The following is a 17,771-nucleotide window of genomic DNA, read 5'->3' on the forward strand; positions in this document are numbered from 1 at the left end:
TTACGCGAGGCGCACGAAGAAATCCAGACGGAGAGAGCCATGAGTGAGGTGGTCCACACACCCCGCGTCTTTTCAGGGATCCAGCCCTCGGGCGGGTTGACCCTGGGCAATTACCTGGGCGCGATGAAGCGCTTTGTCGACATGCAGGAGGACGTGGCCGAGACGATCTATTGCATGGTCGATATGCACGCGATCACCGTCTGGCAGGATCCCGACAAGCTGGCCCGTGCCACGCGCGAGCTCTGCGCCGGCTATATTGCCAGCGGGCTTGACCCCGACAAGTCCATCCTCTTCAACCAGTCCCAGGTGGCCGAGCACGCGCAACTGGCCTGGATCTTCAACTGTGTCGCCCGCATGGGCTGGATGCAGCGCATGACCCAGTTCAAGGACAAGGCGGGCAAGAACGCGCAGAACGCCTCGCTCGGCCTCTTCGCCTACCCGGCGCTGATGGCGGCGGACATTCTGGTTTACCACACCACCCATGTGCCGGTGGGCGAGGACCAGAAACAGCATCTGGAGCTGACCCGCGACATCGCCATGAAGTTCAACCACGACTATGGCGTCGATTTCTTCCCGCTGACCGAGCCGGTGATCGAAGGGGCGGCGACGCGCGTGATGAGCCTCCGCGACGGGTCCAAGAAGATGTCCAAGTCCGACCCCTCGGACATGTCGCGCATCAACCTCACCGACGATGCCGAAACGATCGCCAAGAAAATCCGCAAGGCCAAGACCGACCCCGAGCCGCTGCCCTCCGAGGCCGAGGGGCTTGAGGACCGGCCCGAGGCGCGCAACCTGGTGAATATCTACGCCGCCCTCAGTGACCAGAGCGTCGAGGCGGTGATGCGCGAGGTGGGCGGCAAGGCGTTTTCCGAGTTTAAGCCGATGCTGGCGGACCTGGCGGTTGCGAAGATGGCCCCGATTTCGGGCGAAATGGCAAAGCTGATGCAGGACCAGGCCGAGATTGACCGCATCCTCGCCGACGGCGCAGATCGCGCGCGGGCGATTGCCGCGCCGATCCTCAAGAAAACCTATGAGATTGTCGGCATGGTGGGTGCCTGACCCACACCCGCGCGCCGGGGCCACCGGCGCGCGGATCATCGCATCATCCTGCCGATCGTCCTGCGCGGACCGCCCGTCAAATATCTTGCGTGTCTCGTGGTCATCTGCTCTCGTTTCCTGGAACAGAACGGAGCGGAGCGATGCAGGATCAGGGGCTTCAATGGGGCGTGACCGCGCAAACCGGCGTGCTGACCGATGTTCTGCTCGGCAAACCCGATCATTTCCGCTGGGTGCCGCTCAATTCCATCTCTGCCGTGACCTTCGCCAATATGGAGCAGATGGGGCACCGCTTCGATACGCAACGCGCGCAGGCGCAGCATGCCCGCATGGTCGAGGTTTACGAGCAAAACGGCGTCAACGTGCATTTCGTCGAGGCGGATGAGGGGCTGCCATCGTCGGTCTTCACCCGCGACAGCAGCTTCATGACCCCCTGGGGGGCCGTGATCACCTCGATCCAGACGCCGCCGCGCCGCCGTGACTATGCCGTGGCCAGCCAGTTCTATCATGATGCCGGTATCCCGATCTGGAAATGGGTGACCGCCGGACATTTCGAGGGCGGCGATTTCGTGATCCTCAAGCCGGGCGTGGCGCTGCTGGGCTGGTCCGGCGATCGCTCTACCAGCGACGGGGCCGAGCAGGTGGCCGGCTGGCTGCGCGACAAGGGCTGGGAGGTGCTGATCACGCCCATCCCGCCCCAATTCGTCCATATGGATGCGGTCGTCGTGATGCTGGAAAAGGGGCTCGCGCTGGTCTGCGAGGACGCATTACAGCCTTATGCCCTGGACTACATCAAGGACCGCCACGGGATCGAGGTGATCCAGGTGGCCTATGCCGATTGCGTGAAACTCGGCGGCAATATCGTCTCGCTTGGCAATCGCCGTGTGCTGTCGATGAGCCATAACGTCAACGTCAACCGACAGCTCGAAGAGCGCGGGTTTACCGTCACGGCGATTGATTATGACATGTTCGCTCTGGGCGGCGGGGGGGTGCATTGCTCCTGCCATGAATTGCATCGCATACCCGAGTAATGTGCGTTTTCGCACGATCCGGGGTCAATTAAGCGGAATTGCGCGCCTGCGCCGAGTGGTTAGATTGGGCGCAACAGATTATGGAGCCCCGAAATGACCCAACCCGTTCATCCGGCCGCCAGCATCGGCCATGTGCATCTCAAAGTGTCCGACCTCGACCGCGCCATCGGCTTCTATTCCGGTGTGCTGGGCTTTGAGTTACAACAGAAATTCGGCAGCGGCGCCGCTTTCCTCTCGGCGGGCGGCTATCACCACCATATCGGCCTGAATACCTGGGAATCTCGGGGCGGCACCGCCCCGCCAAAGGGGCATACCGGGCTCTATCACACCGCCTTTCTCTATCCCGACCGCGCGCAGCTTGCCGATGCGGTGCGCCGCGTGGTCAATGCAGGCTACCCCATCGAAGGGGCTGCCGATCATGGCGTGAGCGAGGCCGTCTATCTCTCGGATCCCGACGGCAACGGCGTCGAGCTCTACCGCGACCGTGCGCCCGACGAGTGGCCGCGCGATGCGGACGGCGCACTTGCCATGTTCAACGCTCCGCTCGACGTGGCCGCCTTGCTTGCCGAAGCCCCCTGACCGTCTGGACCTTACCGGTTCTTGCTCCTAGGGTGCGGGCAAGCAGGGAGAGCAAAGATGGCAACCGGCACCAATATACGCACCTATTTTAACGGGTCCTGGCATGATGGGGATGTGCCGCTGATGAAAGCGGCGGATCACGGCATGTGGCTCGGCAGCAACGTGTTTGATGGCGCGCGGTTCGCGAACGGGCTAACCCCCGATCTCGATAAACACTGCGCGCGGGTCAACGCCTCGGCCGAGGCGCTGATGGTCACACCGACCGTCAGCGCCGGCGACATGGTCGAGATCGTGCGCGAAGGGCTCAAATCCTATGCGCCCGATGCCGCTGTCTATATTCGCCCGATGTACTGGGCCGTCGAGGGCGGCATGTCGGCCATCGTGCCGAAAGAGGGAGGCGAGACCGGCTTTGCCATCTGCCTCGAAGAGATCCCGATGGCCGCACCCACCGCGTCGGCCACGCTGACACGTACCCGCTTTCGCCGCCCGGTGCTGGAGGATGCGGTGGTCAATGCCAAGGCCGCCTGCCTTTATCCCAACAATGCGCGCATGCTTGCCGAGGCGCGTGACAAGGGATTCACCAATGCGCTGGTCACGGACGCTCTGGGCAATGTGGCCGAGGCGGCCACCGCCAACGTCTTCGCGGTCAAGGATGGCGAGGTGTTCACACCGGTGCCCAACGGCACCTTCCTCGCCGGGATCACCCGGGCACGGCATATCGAAAACCTGCGTGCCGATGGGGTGAAAGTGCATGAAACCGTCATGGGCTTTGCCGATTTCGAAGAGGCTGACGAGGTCTTTTTGTCGGGCAACATGATGAAGGTGACGCCGGTGACGGCGTTCGATGACCGCTCCTACCAGATTGGTCCGATCACCAACCGCGTGCGTGAGATGTACTGGGATTGGGCCGCCTCCACAGGCTGAGATTTTTCGTCGAAAAATCTCACATAGAAAATTCGCAGAATTTTCTTCGCAACGCGTGCTAGGACAGGCTCATGATCCGCGCGTTTGTCCTTGGCCTTCTGCTTGCCTCGCCCGCCCCGGCCTGCGAGGTGGCGCTCTTGCTGGCGGTGGATGTCTCGGGATCGGTGGATCGCGAGGAATACCGCACCCAGATGCAGGGCCTTGCCGACGGGCTGCGTGACAGCGCCGTCTCCGAAGCGCTCGTCGCGGGCGAGGCGATGGTCAGTGTCGTGCAATGGACCGGCTCATCGCGCCAGGAGGTCACCGTGCCCTGGGCGCATATCACCAGTTTCGAGGCGCTCGACGCCTTCGCATCCCAGGTGGAAACCGCCCCGCGACGCTGGCGCAATTTTTCCACCGCCATCGGTGAGGCGCTGGATTTCTCGCTCAGCCAGTTCAGCGCGGCCCCCGCCTGCAAGAAACGGATCATCGACATCTCGGGCGATGGGTCGTCCAACGAAGGCCTGCTGCCGCGCGAGGTGCATCCGCGCCTGCGCGCCGCCGAGATCACGGTCAACGCGCTCGTCATCGAAGGCGCCGAGCCCCGCATGACCGAATATTTCTGGGAAAATGTGATCACCGGCCCCGGCGCCTTCGTGTTCACCGCCAACAGCTATGACGAATACCCCGCCCGCATGCGCCAGAAACTGCTGCGCGAGGTCACAAAACAGCTCTCGCTGAACCACCATGACGCTGCAACACGGCCCTAGAACCTCGCAGAATCGACCCGCGCGGGTGCACCTCTCTTCCTCTGTCATTTTGTGATCACAGTGAAATTTATGTGATCACAACACCCGTATTTGCGACAATTTGCCTGTTCCCGGAAGCGTTTGAAGCTCAGTTTTTGGCTGTGAATCCCCAGCATGTGCGTTAAACAAAGAGAAACGGGCCCAACCGGGATTGCTGCTGATCGGGGCCTGAACGGGAAAGGGACATTTCATGGCCGATGTGAACCGGGGCAATCGCCCGCTTTCACCGCATCTTACAATCTACCGCCCACAGCTGAACTCCGTCACGTCGATCCTCACCCGGATCACCGGCAACGCGCTTCTTCTGGGCGCTCTGCTGACCGTCTGGTGGTTTCTCGCCGCGGCGACTGGCTCGGCCTATTACGAGACGGTGGACGGGATCATCACCTCGTTCCTGGGGGATCTGATCATGTTCGGCTCGCTCTGGGCGCTGTGGTATCACACGCTCGCGGGGGTGCGGCACCTGATCTGGGACAACGCCATGATGCTTGACCTCGACAACGCGGAAAAGCTCGGCTGGGCGGTCGTCGGCGGCTCGGTGGTCCTGACCATCCTGACCGTGATCATCATCTGAGGAGGCCCGACACATGCGTTATCTGACCGACCGCAAACGCGCCGAGGGCATGGGCTCCGCCAAGGACGGGGTGCATCACTTCTGGGCGATGAAGATGAGCTCCGTCGCGCTGCTGATCCTCGTGCCGCTTTTCGTCTTCACCTTCGGCCCCATGCTGGGCGAGCCGCATGCCGATGTGCTGGCCTATTTCGGGCGGCCCTTCCCGGCCATTGTCGCGGCGCTGACCATCGTCGTGGGTTTCAAGCATTTCCGCGATGGCGCGCAGGTGATGATCGAGGATTACGTGCACGGCACCCGGCAGAAACTGGCGATCATCCTTGTCGCCTGCCTCAGCTATGGCGCCATGGCCACGGGCCTTTTCGCCATCGCCAAGATTGCCCTTTAAGACCGGAGTAAAGACAAATGGCTGCTTACGAATACGAGACGCATGACTATGACGTCGTGGTCGTCGGGGCTGGCGGGGCTGGCCTCCGGGCAACGCTGGGCATGGCCGAGCAGGGCCTGCGCACCGCCTGCGTGACCAAGGTTTTCCCGACCCGCTCCCATACCGTCGCTGCGCAGGGCGGCATCGCCGCGTCGCTGGGCAATATGGGCCCCGACAGCTGGCAATGGCATATGTATGACACGGTCAAGGGCTCCGACTGGCTGGGCGATACCGACGCGATGGAATATCTCGCCCGCGAGGCCCCCAAGGCGGTCTATGAGCTGGAACATTACGGCGTGCCGTTTTCGCGCACCGAAGAAGGTAAGATCTATCAGCGCCCCTTCGGCGGCCATACCACCGAATTTGGCGAAGGCCCGCCGGTGCAGCGCACCTGTGCCGCTGCCGACCGCACCGGCCACGCCATCCTGCACACGCTGTATGGCCAGTCGCTCAAGAACAACGCCGAGTTCTATATCGAATATTTCGCCATCGACCTGATCATGTCCGATGACGGCACCTGCACCGGCGTTGTCTGCTGGAAGCTGGATGATGGCACGATGCATGTCTTCAACGCCAAGATGGTCGTGCTGGCCACCGGCGGCTATGGCCGTGCCTATTTCAGCGCCACCAGCGCCCATACCTGCACCGGCGATGGCGGCGGTATGGTGGCGCGCGCGGGCCTGCCGCTTCAGGATATGGAATTTGTGCAGTTCCACCCTACCGGCATCTATGGCTCGGGCTGCCTGATCACCGAAGGCGCGCGCGGCGAAGGCGGGTACCTGACCAACTCCGAAGGCGAACGGTTCATGGAGCGCTACGCGCCCAACTACAAGGACCTCGCCCCGCGTGACTATGTCAGCCGCTCGATGACCATGGAAATCCGCGAAGGCCGGGGCGTGGGCGCGAATGGCGACCACATCCACCTGAACCTCAGCCACCTTCCGCCCGAGGCGCTGCAACTGCGCCTGCCGGGTATCTCCGAAAGCGCGCGCATCTTTGCGGGCGTCGATGTCACCAAGGAACCGATCCCGGTTCTGCCCACGGTGCATTACAACATGGGCGGCATTCCCACGAATTACTGGGGCGAGGTGCTGAATCCCACCAAGAAAGACCCGACCGCCGTCGTGCCCGGTCTCATGGCCGTGGGCGAGGCGGGCTGTGCCTCGGTGCACGGGGCGAACCGGCTGGGCTCGAACTCTCTGATCGACCTTGTCGTGTTTGGCCGCGCCGCGGCGATCCGCGCGGGTAAGGTGGTCGACCGCGACAGTGCGGTGCCTGCCACCAACACCGCCCAGGTCGACAAGGCGCTCGACCGGTTCGACGGGCTGCGCCATGCCGACGGCGCGACCCCCACCGCCGATCTGCGGCTGGAGATGCAACGCTGCATGCAGGAAGACGCCGCCGTGTTCCGCACCTCCAAGACGCTCGCTGAAGGGGTCAAGAAGATGGACGCCATCGCCGCCAAGATGGGCGATCTGAAGGTCACGGACCGGTCCCTTGTTTGGAACTCAGACCTGATGGAAACGCTGGAGCTGACCAACCTCATGCCCAACGCGCTCGCCACGATCTGCGGTGCCGAGGCCCGCAAGGAAAGCCGCGGCGCCCATGCGCATGAGGATTTCACTACCCGCGACGATGAAAACTGGCGCGTGCACACGGTCGCCCGCGTCGATGGCAAAAAGGTCGATCTCAGCTATCGCCCGATCATCGAGGCCCCGCTGACCTCCGAGAAGGAAGGCGGCATCAGCCTCAAGAAAATCGCCCCGAAGGAGCGGACATTCTGATGACCAAGATACGCCCCGCCAAACAGACGGTCCTCACAGCCTGCGGGCTGTCCCTCGTGCTGACGCTTGGCGCGTGCGATATCCTGATGAAGCCCAAACCGGCCGATATCGTGGCACAGTGCAAGGCCGAGGTCGCGCCTCCGGGCACCTACGAATACGAGGAAGGCCCGGGCCTGCCGGTGATCCGCGCTGTCGAAGACGGCACCGAAGCGGGCGCCGAAAGCTTCAATGCCTGTATCCGGCAGAAAGCCGTCGCTGCCGGCCTCATCTCCTCACCCAATTCCCGCGCGGGCAACGTGATCTGCCCGGATGGCGCGGCCACGATCTATGGCGGCGCAACCTATTGCATCGGAACGAATTAAGGCCAATCCTGTCTGAAGAGCAGCCGAAGCAATGGTAAAACGATAAGAGGGTAGGGAACGAGCATGATGTTAAAGCGCAAATTGAGGCGCGAAGTGGGGATCCAGTCCGACCCGGGTTACCCTCAGCTTGGCATGCATCATTACCTGCCCTACCTCGAAGGGATGCACGCCGAGCTAAAGCCGGACGTGTATTTCGAGATCGGAACGGAAAGCGGCGCCAGCCTGGGATTTGCCCATTGCACCTCCATCGCGGTCGACCCGGTGTTCCGTCTTGACACGGATGTGGCCAAGAACAAGCCCGAGCTGCACCTCTATCAGGGCACAAGCGATGACTTCTTCGCCTCGGGTATGCTTGACCGTCTCGGCTTGAAAATAGACTTCGCCTTTCTCGATGGCATGCACCTGTTCGAATTCCTTCTGCGGGATTTCATGAACACGGAAAAATACATGAGCCCCGACGGCGTGATGACGATCCACGATTGTGTACCCTACAATGCCCTCGTGGCCGAACGGGAATGGGACAAAGACAAGACATCAAGCTGGACAGGCGATGTATGGAAGTTGCTGCCCGTCCTGCGCGAGTATCGCCCGGACCTTTCGGTTGAGGTGCTGGACCTTGCGCCAACCGGTCTGGTCAAGATCTCTGGCTTCGATCCGGACAATACGGTGCTCAGCGACAAATACGAAGAGCTTGTCCAGGACTACCAGAACCTGAGCATCGAACAGTTCGGATTGGACAGATTTTGCGAAGCCGTGGACCTGCAAAGACTGTCCGCACAGCTTCAGACACCCAGCATCGTTCCGGATCAGCGTATCTTCAGCACCTGGGAAGAGCCCGAGCGCGCGGCAAAGGCCTCTCGCAACATCGCACTTAAGACCGCCGTTCCCAACGCTCGTCAAAAGGAAGTCTGGGGCGACTACCATTTTGCCCGCGGTCTGGCCGACGCCTTCCTCAGGCTTGGGCATTGCGTGAAAATCGACTCGGTGCGCGAATGGTACAAGGACGCCGGTAAAAGCGATCTGGACATCGTTCTTTTCGGTACCGAAGTCTACACCCCGACCGGTGACACGCCGATGATCGGATGGGTTCTTTATCCCGGCCGGGAAGAAGAGGATCTGACCGGGGGGTTCGACCGTGCCGCGCATATGTATTTCGCCTCTCCCGCGGCAGCGTCCGAATTCAACGCCAGCAAGCAAAACTGCACCGGCGAGGTGCTTTGGCAATGCTTCGATCCCAAGCTGATGTACCCGCCGGATCGTCCTGCCGACGAGGGAATGGTCTTTGTCGGCAGCAATCACTATCACCAGTTCGGCCCCCGGCAGATCGTTGAATACGCGGTCCAGAATCCCTGGACATTCAAACTCTGGGGCAAGGCATGGAAGCGGCATCCCGCCAAAGCCTGGCTTCAAGATCAGTATCTGCCCAACGCGCGCCTTGGTGATGTGTATCGTGACGCCCGCATCGTGCTATGCGATCACATGCCCTCCATGAGCAGGGATGGATACGTCTCTAACCGTATTTTCGATGCGCTCGCCTGCGGTGCTGCGGTCATCAGCGATCCTGTCGAAAATATGCCAGCCGATTTCGATAAGTTTGTGCATTGCGTCAGCAGCCAGGATGAATTCGACGCCGCACTCAGCGAAATCCGCGCAGAAGGCGCCACCCGCAGAAAGGCGCGGATGAGCTTTGCCAAGGACATGCATCGCCGCCACAGTTTCGATGAGCGAGCCAAACAAATCCTCGAGAAGGGCGCCGCCCTTTCGCTGTTTTGAAACGGACAACAAGGATATGACGAAGCTCACTCGACACGATTTTAGTTGGCCTCCCGGCGGTGCCACACGGTGCCCCGCCCGAGCCGATGGAGTATGAGCTGATGCGCCGCTTTTGCCGTCTTGCCTTCATCCTGCTGCCCGTCGCCCTCTCGGCCTGCGGGGCTGCGAACAAGGCCGCCGATGCCATCGCCCGTGATCAGGCGAAATCGGTGGTGAATGGCGTGGTCGAGGCCAGATTGCCGGGGGTGAATACCGCTCCCGTCACCGACTGCATCATCGATGCCGCGTCGGCGTCCGAAATCCTGTCCATCGCCGGGGCCTCCGTAACCGGCGTGAGCGACAACACGGTCAATCTGGTGCTGGAAATTTCCCAGCGCCCGAAATCCGTGAAATGTATTGCAGAAAACAGCCTGACCCTGCTGGGCGGGCTGACGTGAGGAGAGAGACATGGTTGAACTGACACTCCCCAAGAATTCCCGCATGACGACGGGCAAGACCTGGCCCAAGCCCGAAGGGGCCTCCAACTTGCGCAAGTTCCAGATTTATCGCTGGAACCCCGATGACGGACAAAACCCGCGCGTCGACACCTACTTCGTCGATCTGGACGATTGCGGCCCGATGATCCTGGACGCGCTCATCTACATCAAGACCAAGATCGACCCGACATTGACCTTCCGCCGCTCCTGCCGCGAAGGCATCTGCGGCTCTTGTGCCATGAATATCGACGGGATCAACACGCTGGCTTGCATCTACGGCATGGATGAGGTGAAGGGCGATGTGAAAATCTATCCGCTGCCGCATATGCCGGTGGTCAAGGACCTCATTCCCGACCTGACCCATTTCTACGCCCAGCACGCCAGTATCATGCCCTGGCTGGAAACCAAGACGAACCGCCCCGCGAAAGAGTGGAAACAGTCGATCGAGGACCGCTCCAAGCTCGACGGGCTTTATGAATGCGTCATGTGCGCGTCCTGCTCCACCTCCTGCCCGAGCTATTGGTGGAACGGTGACCGCTACCTCGGCCCAGCCGCGCTTTTGCATGCCTATCGCTGGATCATCGACAGCCGTGACGAGGCCACGGGCGAACGCCTGGACGACCTGAACGACCCGTTCAAGCTTTACCGCTGCCACACGATCATGAACTGCGCCAAGACCTGTCCGAAGGGTCTGAACCCGGCCAAGGCCATTGCCGAGATCAAGAAGATGATGGTGGAACGCGCGGTCTGATCCCGCGTGGCCGCCTTTCCGGTGATCGCTGAGCAATCCGGCGGGGTCGCCCCGTCCGAGCTCATGGTGTTCGGAGAGCGCAATTCCGGCACCAACCTTGTGCATGCGCTGCTGACGCGCAACCTGCCCGCCCTGGCCGACAGCCCCGGTGACCGCATCGGTAAATATGGCTTCTGTTACGGCTGGAAACACGGCTTTCCGCAGATGCTCGCGGCCCCCGATACCTGCCTTGCCGTCGCTGTCTTTCGCCACCCCGAAACCTGGGTGCGCTCCATGCATGCGCGGCCCTGGCATGCTCTCCCCGGCTTGCGCGACCTGCCGTTCGAAGACTTCCTGCGCGCGGAATGGGTCTCGCGCGTGGATGAGGCGAATTTCGGCGTGACGCGTGACGACCCGCGCGCGCTGGCGGAACTGCACTATGACCGCCACCCCCTGACCGGCGCGCGCTTTGCCAATCTCGCGCAGTTGCGCAATGCCAAGACCCAGGGCTTTTTGTCTCTGCCCGCGCGCTTTGCCAATTGCCTGCTGGTCCGCACTGAGGATGTGCAGGCCGCCCCCGAGGCGCTGGTGGAGCATGTCGCCAAGGCTTATGGCCTCGCCCGCCTGCCCGCGTTCCAGCCGGTTACCGAACGGCGGGGCAAACCCGCCGACGGGGCCTTCACGCCCGAACCCCGTGCGCCGCTGTCCGAGGCCGACCGCGCCTTCCTCTGGCAGGAACTCGACGGCGACCAAGAGGGCCGGCTCGGCTATCGCCCCAGCGCATAAGGCCCGCCCCGACGCGATCCGGAGCCTCTGCGCCCGCCTGCAACTTGCGCAAAATCTGCACAATCACGCAGCCTTCCCCTGCACATCCCTCTGCGCAAATCGGTCCTGACATGGCTTAAGAGAAAGGACCTTTCCCATGATCAGATCCCTTGGTTTGCGCTTTTTCATTGTCGGGCTGCTTATCCTGCTCATGTTCATCCCCGTGCTTTTCGTCGGCGACATCATCGACGCCCGCGCCGACTACAACCGTGAAACGCGCAGCTCTGTCGGTCAGGAATGGGGCGGGCGGCAGTTGCTCTCTGGCCCGGTCCTCATCATCCCGGTACAGGAAACCGTCGTGGTGCGCGAAAAGCGCGAGGTGCTCGACCCCGAAACCGGCATCCAGAAGCTCGACGCAGATGACAATCCGGTCTATCGCTTCGTCGATGTCGAGCGCACCCTGAACCGCGCGCCGGTCTATCTCTACCCGGACAGGTTCGAGGCCGAGATCGACACCACCACCCAGGAGCGACACCGCGGTATCTTCACCGTGCCGGTCTATTCGGCCGAGGCGGTGCTGGAGTTCGATTTCCCCACCGAAGCAGCGGTGGAGGCGCTGATCAATGACGAGCGGCTGATCTGGGATGCGGCCGAGCTGCACCTGTCCGTCACCTCCAACCGGGCCTTGCGCGGGGCCGCAACCCTTGAGGCAGGGCAGACCGAGCTTCAGATGGAACCGCGCGCCATCAATGACGAACGCATTGGCGGGGTCCGCGCGCCCACAGGCGACCCGCGCCGCCATGACGGCTATCGGCTCAGCCTGGATTTCAACGGGGCCGAAACGCTTTCCATCGCCCCGGTGGGCCGTGACAGTACGGTCCGCTTCAGTTCGGACTGGGCGCATCCCAGCTTCTTCGGGGCCTTCCTGCCCGATGGGCATGACATCTCCGAAACGGGGTTCTCCGCCACCTGGTCGATCCCCCACCTCGCGCGCCCGCTGCCCCAGCTCAGCCGCGAAAGCCAGGACTGGAGCGCGCGCCAATCCACCAGCTTCGGCGTGGACCTTTATCAACCCAATGATTTCTATCAGAAAAGTTATCGCGCGGCGCGCTATGGCATCCTCTTCATCGGGCTCACCTTCCTCACGATCTTCCTGATCGAAGGTCAGACCAAGCGCCCGACGCATCCGGTGCAATACATCCTTGTCGGTCTGGCGCAATCGGCCTTTTTCCTGCTGATGCTGGCCCTGGCCGAGCAGATGGGCTTTGCCATCGCCTATCTTGTCGCGGCATCGGCCACCGTGGGGCTGATCACCGCCTTCGGCGCGCTGGCCCTGCAATTGGGCAAGCGCACGCTGGTGCTCGGGCTTCTGCTCTCCGCGCTTTACGGGGTGCTCTACCTGATCCTGCGCTCGGCGGATTATGCGCTGCTGGCAGGGTCGGTGCTGACCTTCGCCGCCATCGCGGGCACCATGTTCGCCACCCGCAACGAGAACTGGTACGGCGCTCCGAAAGACCCGGGCCAGCGCCGCGGCTGGTTCGTGCGCAAACCCGCCCCCGCCGCGCCTCAGCCGGACCCGTCCGCGTCAGCCGCCGCGCCCTCGCAGGGCACCCATCCCCAGGGCTGACGCACCGCGCCCCCTCCGCCAGTCCATCCCGGCCTGACCTTGCAGCAGGCCCCTGGCGGAGGGGGTCTTTACAACCGGCCGTGACTTGTGCCCTCTGGTCCAAACCCACAGGAGCCCCGCCATGCAAGAACCCGCCGATGCCGATGCCCGCCGCGCCATTGCGCCGGTGATCTGCTACCCGAATGACACGCTGCCCGTGCCCGACCTCGCTCTCTATCGCCGCGCGATGCAAAGCGCCGAAAAGGTCAGTGAGGTTCTGGTGCCTGCGCGTGAAGCGGCCTGCTTTCGCGTGGCCGCCGGGCAGATCTTCCGCATCTCCTCGGTCGAAGGCCCCCAGGTGGGCGACCTGAACCTGTGGAATGCCCATGACCTCTCGGAACGCTTCTATTCCGGCAAATCCCGCGCGCTGCATGGCACCCATCTGACCACCGGCGAACGGATGTGGTCCTCCTTTCCTCATCTGCGGCCAATGGCGACGATCATCGAGGACAGCCTTGGCTGGTATGGGATGGATGCCTATGGCGGCTCGGTGCATGACGTGATCGGCACCCGCTGCGATCCCTATACCGGCAATCTGCTGGCTGGTTCGCAGTATCATCATTGCTGCCATTCCAACCTGATCCGCGCCCTGGCCGATGAGACGGGGATGAGCCTTGCCGAGGCCGAGCCTCATGTGCACGACGTGCTCAACGTCTTCATGTGCACCGGTTTTACCCGCGACACCGGCCAGTATTTCATGAAGGCAAGCCCCGTGCGCCCCGGCGATCACCTTGATTTCTTTGCCGAGATCGACCTCCTCGGCGCGCTCAGCGCCTGCCCGGGCGGCGATTGCTCATCCGAACATTCCTCCGATACCGCCGCCTGTCATCCGCTGCTGGTCGAGGTCTTCGCCCCGGCCGAGGGGGTGCTGGACGGCTGGAACAGCCCGCCCGTCAACGGCTACGACCGCAGCCACGGGCGCTGACCTCCTCGGCGAGACGCGCACGCAAGAGCGCGGCGAGCGGCCCGCCTCAGCCCCGCGCCAGCGCCATGAAGGCAGGCCAGGCTTCGGGGTCGGCCACGGTCTTGTCCCGGCAGAACGGGTTGCAGAAGCCGTAGATCACACCGTCCAAGTCCAGGAAATCCGTCACCGGATCGCCGGAATAGGGGCAGGCCTCGTTCACCGATGGCCCCGCCGTCACCGCTTTGGCTGCAAGCCGCGCAGGGCCAGGCCAGTCCACGGTCGCGTAGGGTTTCGCATATCGCTCCAGCGTCGCCCCATGCGCCAGCCCCATCGCCCGCCAGCGGCGAAACGCCCCGTCGTTCAGATGCGCCTCCACATAGGCCTGCGCGCTCTCCGATACAGCCAGCCCATAGCCCGCGATCCGCGCCGCAACCGGCGCATAGAACGCATCGGCCACCGAATACGCCCCGCAGAGCCACGGCCCCTCGGGCCGACACAGCTCTCGCGCGTAATCCCACAGATATTCCAACCGCCGCAGGTCCGCCTCGACCTCGGCGCTCGGTGCGACACCGGTATAGGCCAGTCGCATGTTCATCGGGCAATCCCCGCGCAGCGCGCCAAAGCCCGAATGCATTTCCGCCGCCAGATACCGAGCCATCGCGCGCGCCTTCGGGTCCTCGGGCCACAACCCCGCCTCGGGGTGACGGCTGGCCAGTTCCTCGGCCATCGCCAGGCTGTCGCCCACCACCGTCCCGTCCGGCGTGCGCATCGCCGGCACCAGCCGGATCGGTGCCCAGCCCGGGGCCTGTTCGGTCACGCTGCCTTCGGCAAAGGCCACGCGCTCGACCCGCCGCGATATCCCGAAACGTTCAAACAAGAGCCAGCCGCGCAGGCTCCACGAAGAATAGGCGTAATCGCCAATCAGAAGGTCATAAGTCATGGCGCCACGCTAGCCGCGCCCGGCACATCCGCCTAACGCCAAATTGTGCGGATCTGCATCACGGACAGTGATTGATGCCGCGCACCTGCCACCCCTCCGGCCCGTGTGCGATCGTCGTCACCGATAGCGTGTCGATCTTGTGCGCCAGCACATCGTCGGCGGCCACGCCAAGCGCCCGCTGCACCTGTGTCAGGATCACCCCGAAATGTGCGACCGCCACGATATCCGCCCCGGCATGGGCCGCGGTGATTGCCTCGACCACCCGCGCCACACGTGCCGCGGCCATGTTCCAGCTTTCCCCGCCTGGGGCCACCACGTCGCCCGGGGTCTCCCAAAAGGCGCGGCTCAGCTCCGGGTGGGTGGCGGCCACCTCGCTGTGATGCTTGCCGTCCCACTCGCCAAAGTGAAATTCCCTCAGATCGGCATGGTGGGGCAGGCGGGTGCGGCCTGCCTCCAGCACATCCGCCGTCGTCACCGCGCGGATCAGGTCCGACGAGATCAGCAGCGCCTCGCGCGGCAGATGCGCATCCAGCCGGGCAATCGCCGCCGCGTCCGACAGATCCGCAGGCACATCGCGCCAGCCGGTGAAGTTTTTCTCATGGGTGGGGCCGTGACGCACCCAGTGCCATGTGGTCATGGCAATTCGCCCTTGAGCACCTGAGGCAGCCCCGCGATCACATTGACAACCAGCCCGGCCTTGGCCGCGAGCTTCTGGTTCAGCTTGCCCTGCTCCTCGCGAAACCGGCGTGCCAGCGCGTTCTCGGGCACCACGCTCGCACCCACCTCATTGGACACGATCACCACCGGCGCAGGGCAGAGCGCCAGCCCCGCCATCAGTCCGGCCTCGGCCTCCGCCAGGTCCGCCTCGGCCAGAAGCTGATTGCTCAGCCACATCGTCGCGCAATCAAACAGGACGCAGGTGTCGCCGCTGATCGTCGCCAGAGCCCGGCCCACATCCATCGGCTCCTCGATCGTGTGCCACCCCGGCCCGCGCGCCTCGCGATGGGCGGCCAGCTTCAGCCGCATTTCCTCATCATGCGCCTGCGCCGTGGCAAGATAGACCCGGTTGCGCCCCGTGCCACTCACCAAACCTTCGGCAAAGGCTGATTTTCCCGATGCTGCTCCTCCTAAAACAAGCGTCAATCCTGGCAACATCGCAATAATTGCACCTCTTTTTGATCCGGTTTGATTGGGCCTGCGTATCACTGCGTGAGAGACTGAAAAAGACATAAAAAATTCTGCTCAATGCCTGGGAGGGCCATATGCCACTGGACGCACCACAGGAATTTTCACTGTCACGCACCGCCATGAAGGCGGAGCTTCTCGATGCCGAGACTGAGCTGAAACTGGCCTATGCCTGGCGCGATCACCGTGATGAAGAAGCGCTGCACCGGCTGATCAAGGCCTATATGCGCCTGGCGATTTCCATGGCCGCCAAATTCAAGCGCTACGGCGCCCCGATGAACGATCTCATCCAGGAGGCGGGCCTTGGCCTGATGAAGGCCGCCGACAAGTTCGACCCCGACCGCGGCGTGCGCTTCTCGACCTATGCTGTGTGGTGGATCAAGGCCAGCGTGCAGGACTATGTGATGCGCAACTGGTCGATGGTGCGCACCGGCTCGACTTCGGCGCAGAAATCGTTGTTCTTCAACATGCGCCGCGTGCAGGCCCAGCTTGAGCGCGAGGCCTTCGCCCAGGGCGAAGAACTGGACCGGCATCAGCTGCGCGAGATGATCGCCCAGGAAGTGGGTGTGCCCCTGCGGGATGTCGAGATGATGGAAGGCCGCCTCTCCGGTTCCGACTTCTCGCTCAACGCCACTCAATCGAGCGAGGACGAGGGCCGCGAATGGCTCGACACGCTCGAAGACGAAGGCCCGCGCGGCGATCAGATGGTCGAGGAAGATCACGATCTCGGCACCCTTCGCGGCTGGCTCGGCGAAGCCATGGGCAAGCTCAACGACCGCGAACGCTTCATCATTCGTGAGCGCAAGCTGCGCGACGAGCCGCGCACGCTTGAAAGCCTCGGCGAAGAGCTGAAGCTGAGCAAGGAGCGCGTGCGTCAGCTCGAAGCGGCGGCCTATGTGAAAATGCGCAAGCATCTTGAACGCCACGGCTCCGAGGTGCACAACCTGTTGGCATGATCGCCCGTCTTGCCGCCGCCCTTGTTGCAATCGCCCCTCTCGCCCAGGCGCAGGATGTCCTGATCCTGGGCGAGGTGCATGATAACCCCGCTCATCATCTCGCGCAGGCCGCCGAAGTGGAAGCACTGTCCCCGTCGGCGATTGTCTTTGAAATGCTGACCGCCGCGCAGGCGGATGGCGCGGTGATGCCACAGGTCGCAGATGCCGATGCCTTGTCGGCGCATCTGAACTGGGGCGACAGCGGCTGGCCTGACTTCTCCATGTATCACCCGATCTTCACCGCCGCCCCCGGTGCACGGATTTTTGGCGCAGGCGTGAGCCGTGAGGCCGCCTTTGCCGCGATTGGCTCCGGGATCGCCGAGGCCTTTGCCGGGGATGCCTCGGCCTACGGGCTGGATCAGCCCTTGCCCGAAGATCAGCAAGAGGCTCGCGAAGAGCTGCAATTCCAGGCCCATTGCGAAGCCCTGCCGCGCGATATCCTGCCCGGCATGGTCGCCGTGCAACGCCTGCGCGACGCCGAGCTGGCGCGGGTGACCCTGACAGCCCTTGAGGCGACAGGCGGACCGGTGGCGGTGATCACCGGCAACGGCCATGCGCGGCGCGACTGGGGCATGCCGGTTTACCTCGAACGCGTGGCGCCCGGGCTTGAGGTGGTCGTGATCGGCCAGACCGAGGATAACGACCCGCTGCGCGGCACGTTCGACAAGGTGCTTACGGCCCCCTCCATCGATCGGCCCGATCCCTGCGAGGCGTTCAGGTAGCTCGTCGGCCCTTTCAGGCCGCCTCGCGAGGCCGGCACGTAAGAGCCGGAAGAGCAGCCCCTTGTCACCGCCTCAGCCAGATCATACTCTCCC

General features: G+C 63.2%; 20 protein-coding genes. 17 read left to right on the forward strand and 3 right to left on the reverse strand.

Annotated elements, in window-relative coordinates; all coding sequences use genetic code 11:
* Positions 1-39: 39 nt before the first annotated feature.
* From trpS to EI983_RS03220, 15 genes are all read left to right on the forward strand, one after another.
* A complete protein-coding gene (gene trpS, locus EI983_RS03150) occupies positions 40-1,059 on the forward strand; it encodes a tryptophan--tRNA ligase (protein ID WP_157705904.1) in 1,020 nt (339 codons plus the stop codon).
* 140 nt (positions 1,060-1,199) lie between these two features.
* Positions 1,200-2,087 (forward strand): dimethylarginine dimethylaminohydrolase family protein, encoded by an 888-nt coding sequence (locus EI983_RS03155; RefSeq protein WP_157705906.1) that lies wholly within the window; start codon positions 1,200-1,202, stop codon positions 2,085-2,087.
* 93 nt (positions 2,088-2,180) lie between these two features.
* Complete coding sequence (locus tag EI983_RS03160; protein ID WP_157705909.1) at positions 2,181-2,666, forward strand: VOC family protein; 486 nt, start codon at positions 2,181-2,183, stop codon at positions 2,664-2,666.
* A 57-nt stretch (positions 2,667-2,723) separates the two neighbouring features.
* On the forward strand, positions 2,724-3,590 hold the full coding sequence (locus EI983_RS03165) for a branched-chain amino acid aminotransferase (protein ID WP_157705912.1): 867 nt from the start codon (positions 2,724-2,726) through the stop codon (positions 3,588-3,590).
* Between the two features lie 71 nt (positions 3,591-3,661).
* Complete coding sequence (locus EI983_RS03170) at positions 3,662-4,339, forward strand: DUF1194 domain-containing protein (protein ID WP_157705914.1); 678 nt, start codon at positions 3,662-3,664, stop codon at positions 4,337-4,339.
* A gap of 229 nt (positions 4,340-4,568) precedes the next feature.
* On the forward strand, positions 4,569-4,952 hold the full coding sequence (gene sdhC, locus EI983_RS03175) for a succinate dehydrogenase, cytochrome b556 subunit (RefSeq protein WP_157705915.1): 384 nt from the start codon (positions 4,569-4,571) through the stop codon (positions 4,950-4,952).
* A 13-nt stretch (positions 4,953-4,965) separates the two neighbouring features.
* A complete protein-coding gene (sdhD, locus tag EI983_RS03180) occupies positions 4,966-5,337 on the forward strand; it encodes a succinate dehydrogenase, hydrophobic membrane anchor protein (RefSeq protein WP_157705917.1) in 372 nt (123 codons plus the stop codon).
* 17 nt (positions 5,338-5,354) lie between these two features.
* Complete coding sequence (sdhA, locus tag EI983_RS03185) at positions 5,355-7,160, forward strand: succinate dehydrogenase flavoprotein subunit (protein ID WP_157705919.1); 1,806 nt, start codon at positions 5,355-5,357, stop codon at positions 7,158-7,160.
* On the forward strand, positions 7,160-7,522 hold the full coding sequence (locus tag EI983_RS03190) for a hypothetical protein (RefSeq protein WP_157705921.1): 363 nt from the start codon (positions 7,160-7,162) through the stop codon (positions 7,520-7,522). Before sdhA ends, EI983_RS03190 begins: the two co-directional genes overlap by 1 nt.
* A gap of 282 nt (positions 7,523-7,804) precedes the next feature.
* Positions 7,805-9,295, forward strand: coding sequence for a glycosyltransferase family protein (locus tag EI983_RS03195; RefSeq protein ID WP_157705922.1), 1,491 nt, complete (start codon positions 7,805-7,807; stop codon positions 9,293-9,295).
* A 59-nt stretch (positions 9,296-9,354) separates the two neighbouring features.
* Entirely contained in the window at positions 9,355-9,732 is a 378-nt protein-coding gene (locus tag EI983_RS03200; RefSeq protein ID WP_246162251.1) for a succinate dehydrogenase, read from the forward strand.
* A gap of 10 nt (positions 9,733-9,742) precedes the next feature.
* Positions 9,743-10,522: a succinate dehydrogenase iron-sulfur subunit gene (locus tag EI983_RS03205; protein WP_157705925.1), complete on the forward strand. Its 780-nt coding sequence runs from the start codon at positions 9,743-9,745 to the stop codon at positions 10,520-10,522.
* 6 nt (positions 10,523-10,528) lie between these two features.
* On the forward strand, positions 10,529-11,287 hold the full coding sequence (locus EI983_RS03210) for a hypothetical protein (RefSeq protein WP_157705928.1): 759 nt from the start codon (positions 10,529-10,531) through the stop codon (positions 11,285-11,287).
* A 136-nt stretch (positions 11,288-11,423) separates the two neighbouring features.
* Positions 11,424-12,893, forward strand: coding sequence for a cell envelope integrity protein CreD (gene creD / locus EI983_RS03215; RefSeq protein WP_157705931.1), 1,470 nt, complete (start codon positions 11,424-11,426; stop codon positions 12,891-12,893).
* Positions 12,894-13,014: 121 nt separating this feature from the next.
* Positions 13,015-13,857: an urea carboxylase-associated family protein gene (locus tag EI983_RS03220; protein WP_157705934.1), complete on the forward strand. Its 843-nt coding sequence runs from the start codon at positions 13,015-13,017 to the stop codon at positions 13,855-13,857.
* Between the two features lie 46 nt (positions 13,858-13,903).
* On the opposite strand, the gene EI983_RS03225 is transcribed toward EI983_RS03220, so the two are convergent.
* The 3 genes from EI983_RS03225 to cobU are packed head-to-tail and all read right to left on the reverse strand — an operon-like array spanning position 13,904 to position 15,931.
* Positions 13,904-14,776 carry a glutathione S-transferase gene (locus EI983_RS03225; RefSeq protein ID WP_157705938.1) on the reverse strand — a complete coding sequence of 291 codons (873 nt, stop codon included), beginning with the start codon at positions 14,774-14,776 and terminating at the stop codon, positions 13,904-13,906.
* Between the two features lie 58 nt (positions 14,777-14,834).
* Positions 14,835-15,413, reverse strand: a complete 579-nt coding sequence (locus EI983_RS03230; protein WP_157705940.1) for a histidine phosphatase family protein — start codon at positions 15,411-15,413, stop codon at positions 14,835-14,837.
* Positions 15,410-15,931: a bifunctional adenosylcobinamide kinase/adenosylcobinamide-phosphate guanylyltransferase gene (gene cobU / locus EI983_RS03235; protein ID WP_157705943.1), complete on the reverse strand. Its 522-nt coding sequence runs from the start codon at positions 15,929-15,931 to the stop codon at positions 15,410-15,412. The genes EI983_RS03230 and cobU overlap by 4 nt, the downstream gene beginning before the upstream one ends.
* A gap of 107 nt (positions 15,932-16,038) precedes the next feature.
* Between cobU and EI983_RS03240 the strand changes: the two genes are divergently transcribed.
* On the forward strand, positions 16,039-16,917 hold the full coding sequence (locus EI983_RS03240; protein ID WP_157705946.1) for an RNA polymerase factor sigma-32: 879 nt from the start codon (positions 16,039-16,041) through the stop codon (positions 16,915-16,917).
* Positions 16,914-17,678 carry a ChaN family lipoprotein gene (locus EI983_RS03245; RefSeq protein WP_157705949.1) on the forward strand — a complete coding sequence of 255 codons (765 nt, stop codon included), beginning with the start codon at positions 16,914-16,916 and terminating at the stop codon, positions 17,676-17,678. The genes EI983_RS03240 and EI983_RS03245 overlap by 4 nt, the downstream gene beginning before the upstream one ends.
* Positions 17,679-17,771 lie beyond the last annotated feature (93 nt).

It is taken from the genome of Roseovarius faecimaris (genome assembly GCF_009762325.1).
Lineage (GTDB): Bacteria > Pseudomonadota > Alphaproteobacteria > Rhodobacterales > Rhodobacteraceae > Roseovarius > Roseovarius faecimaris.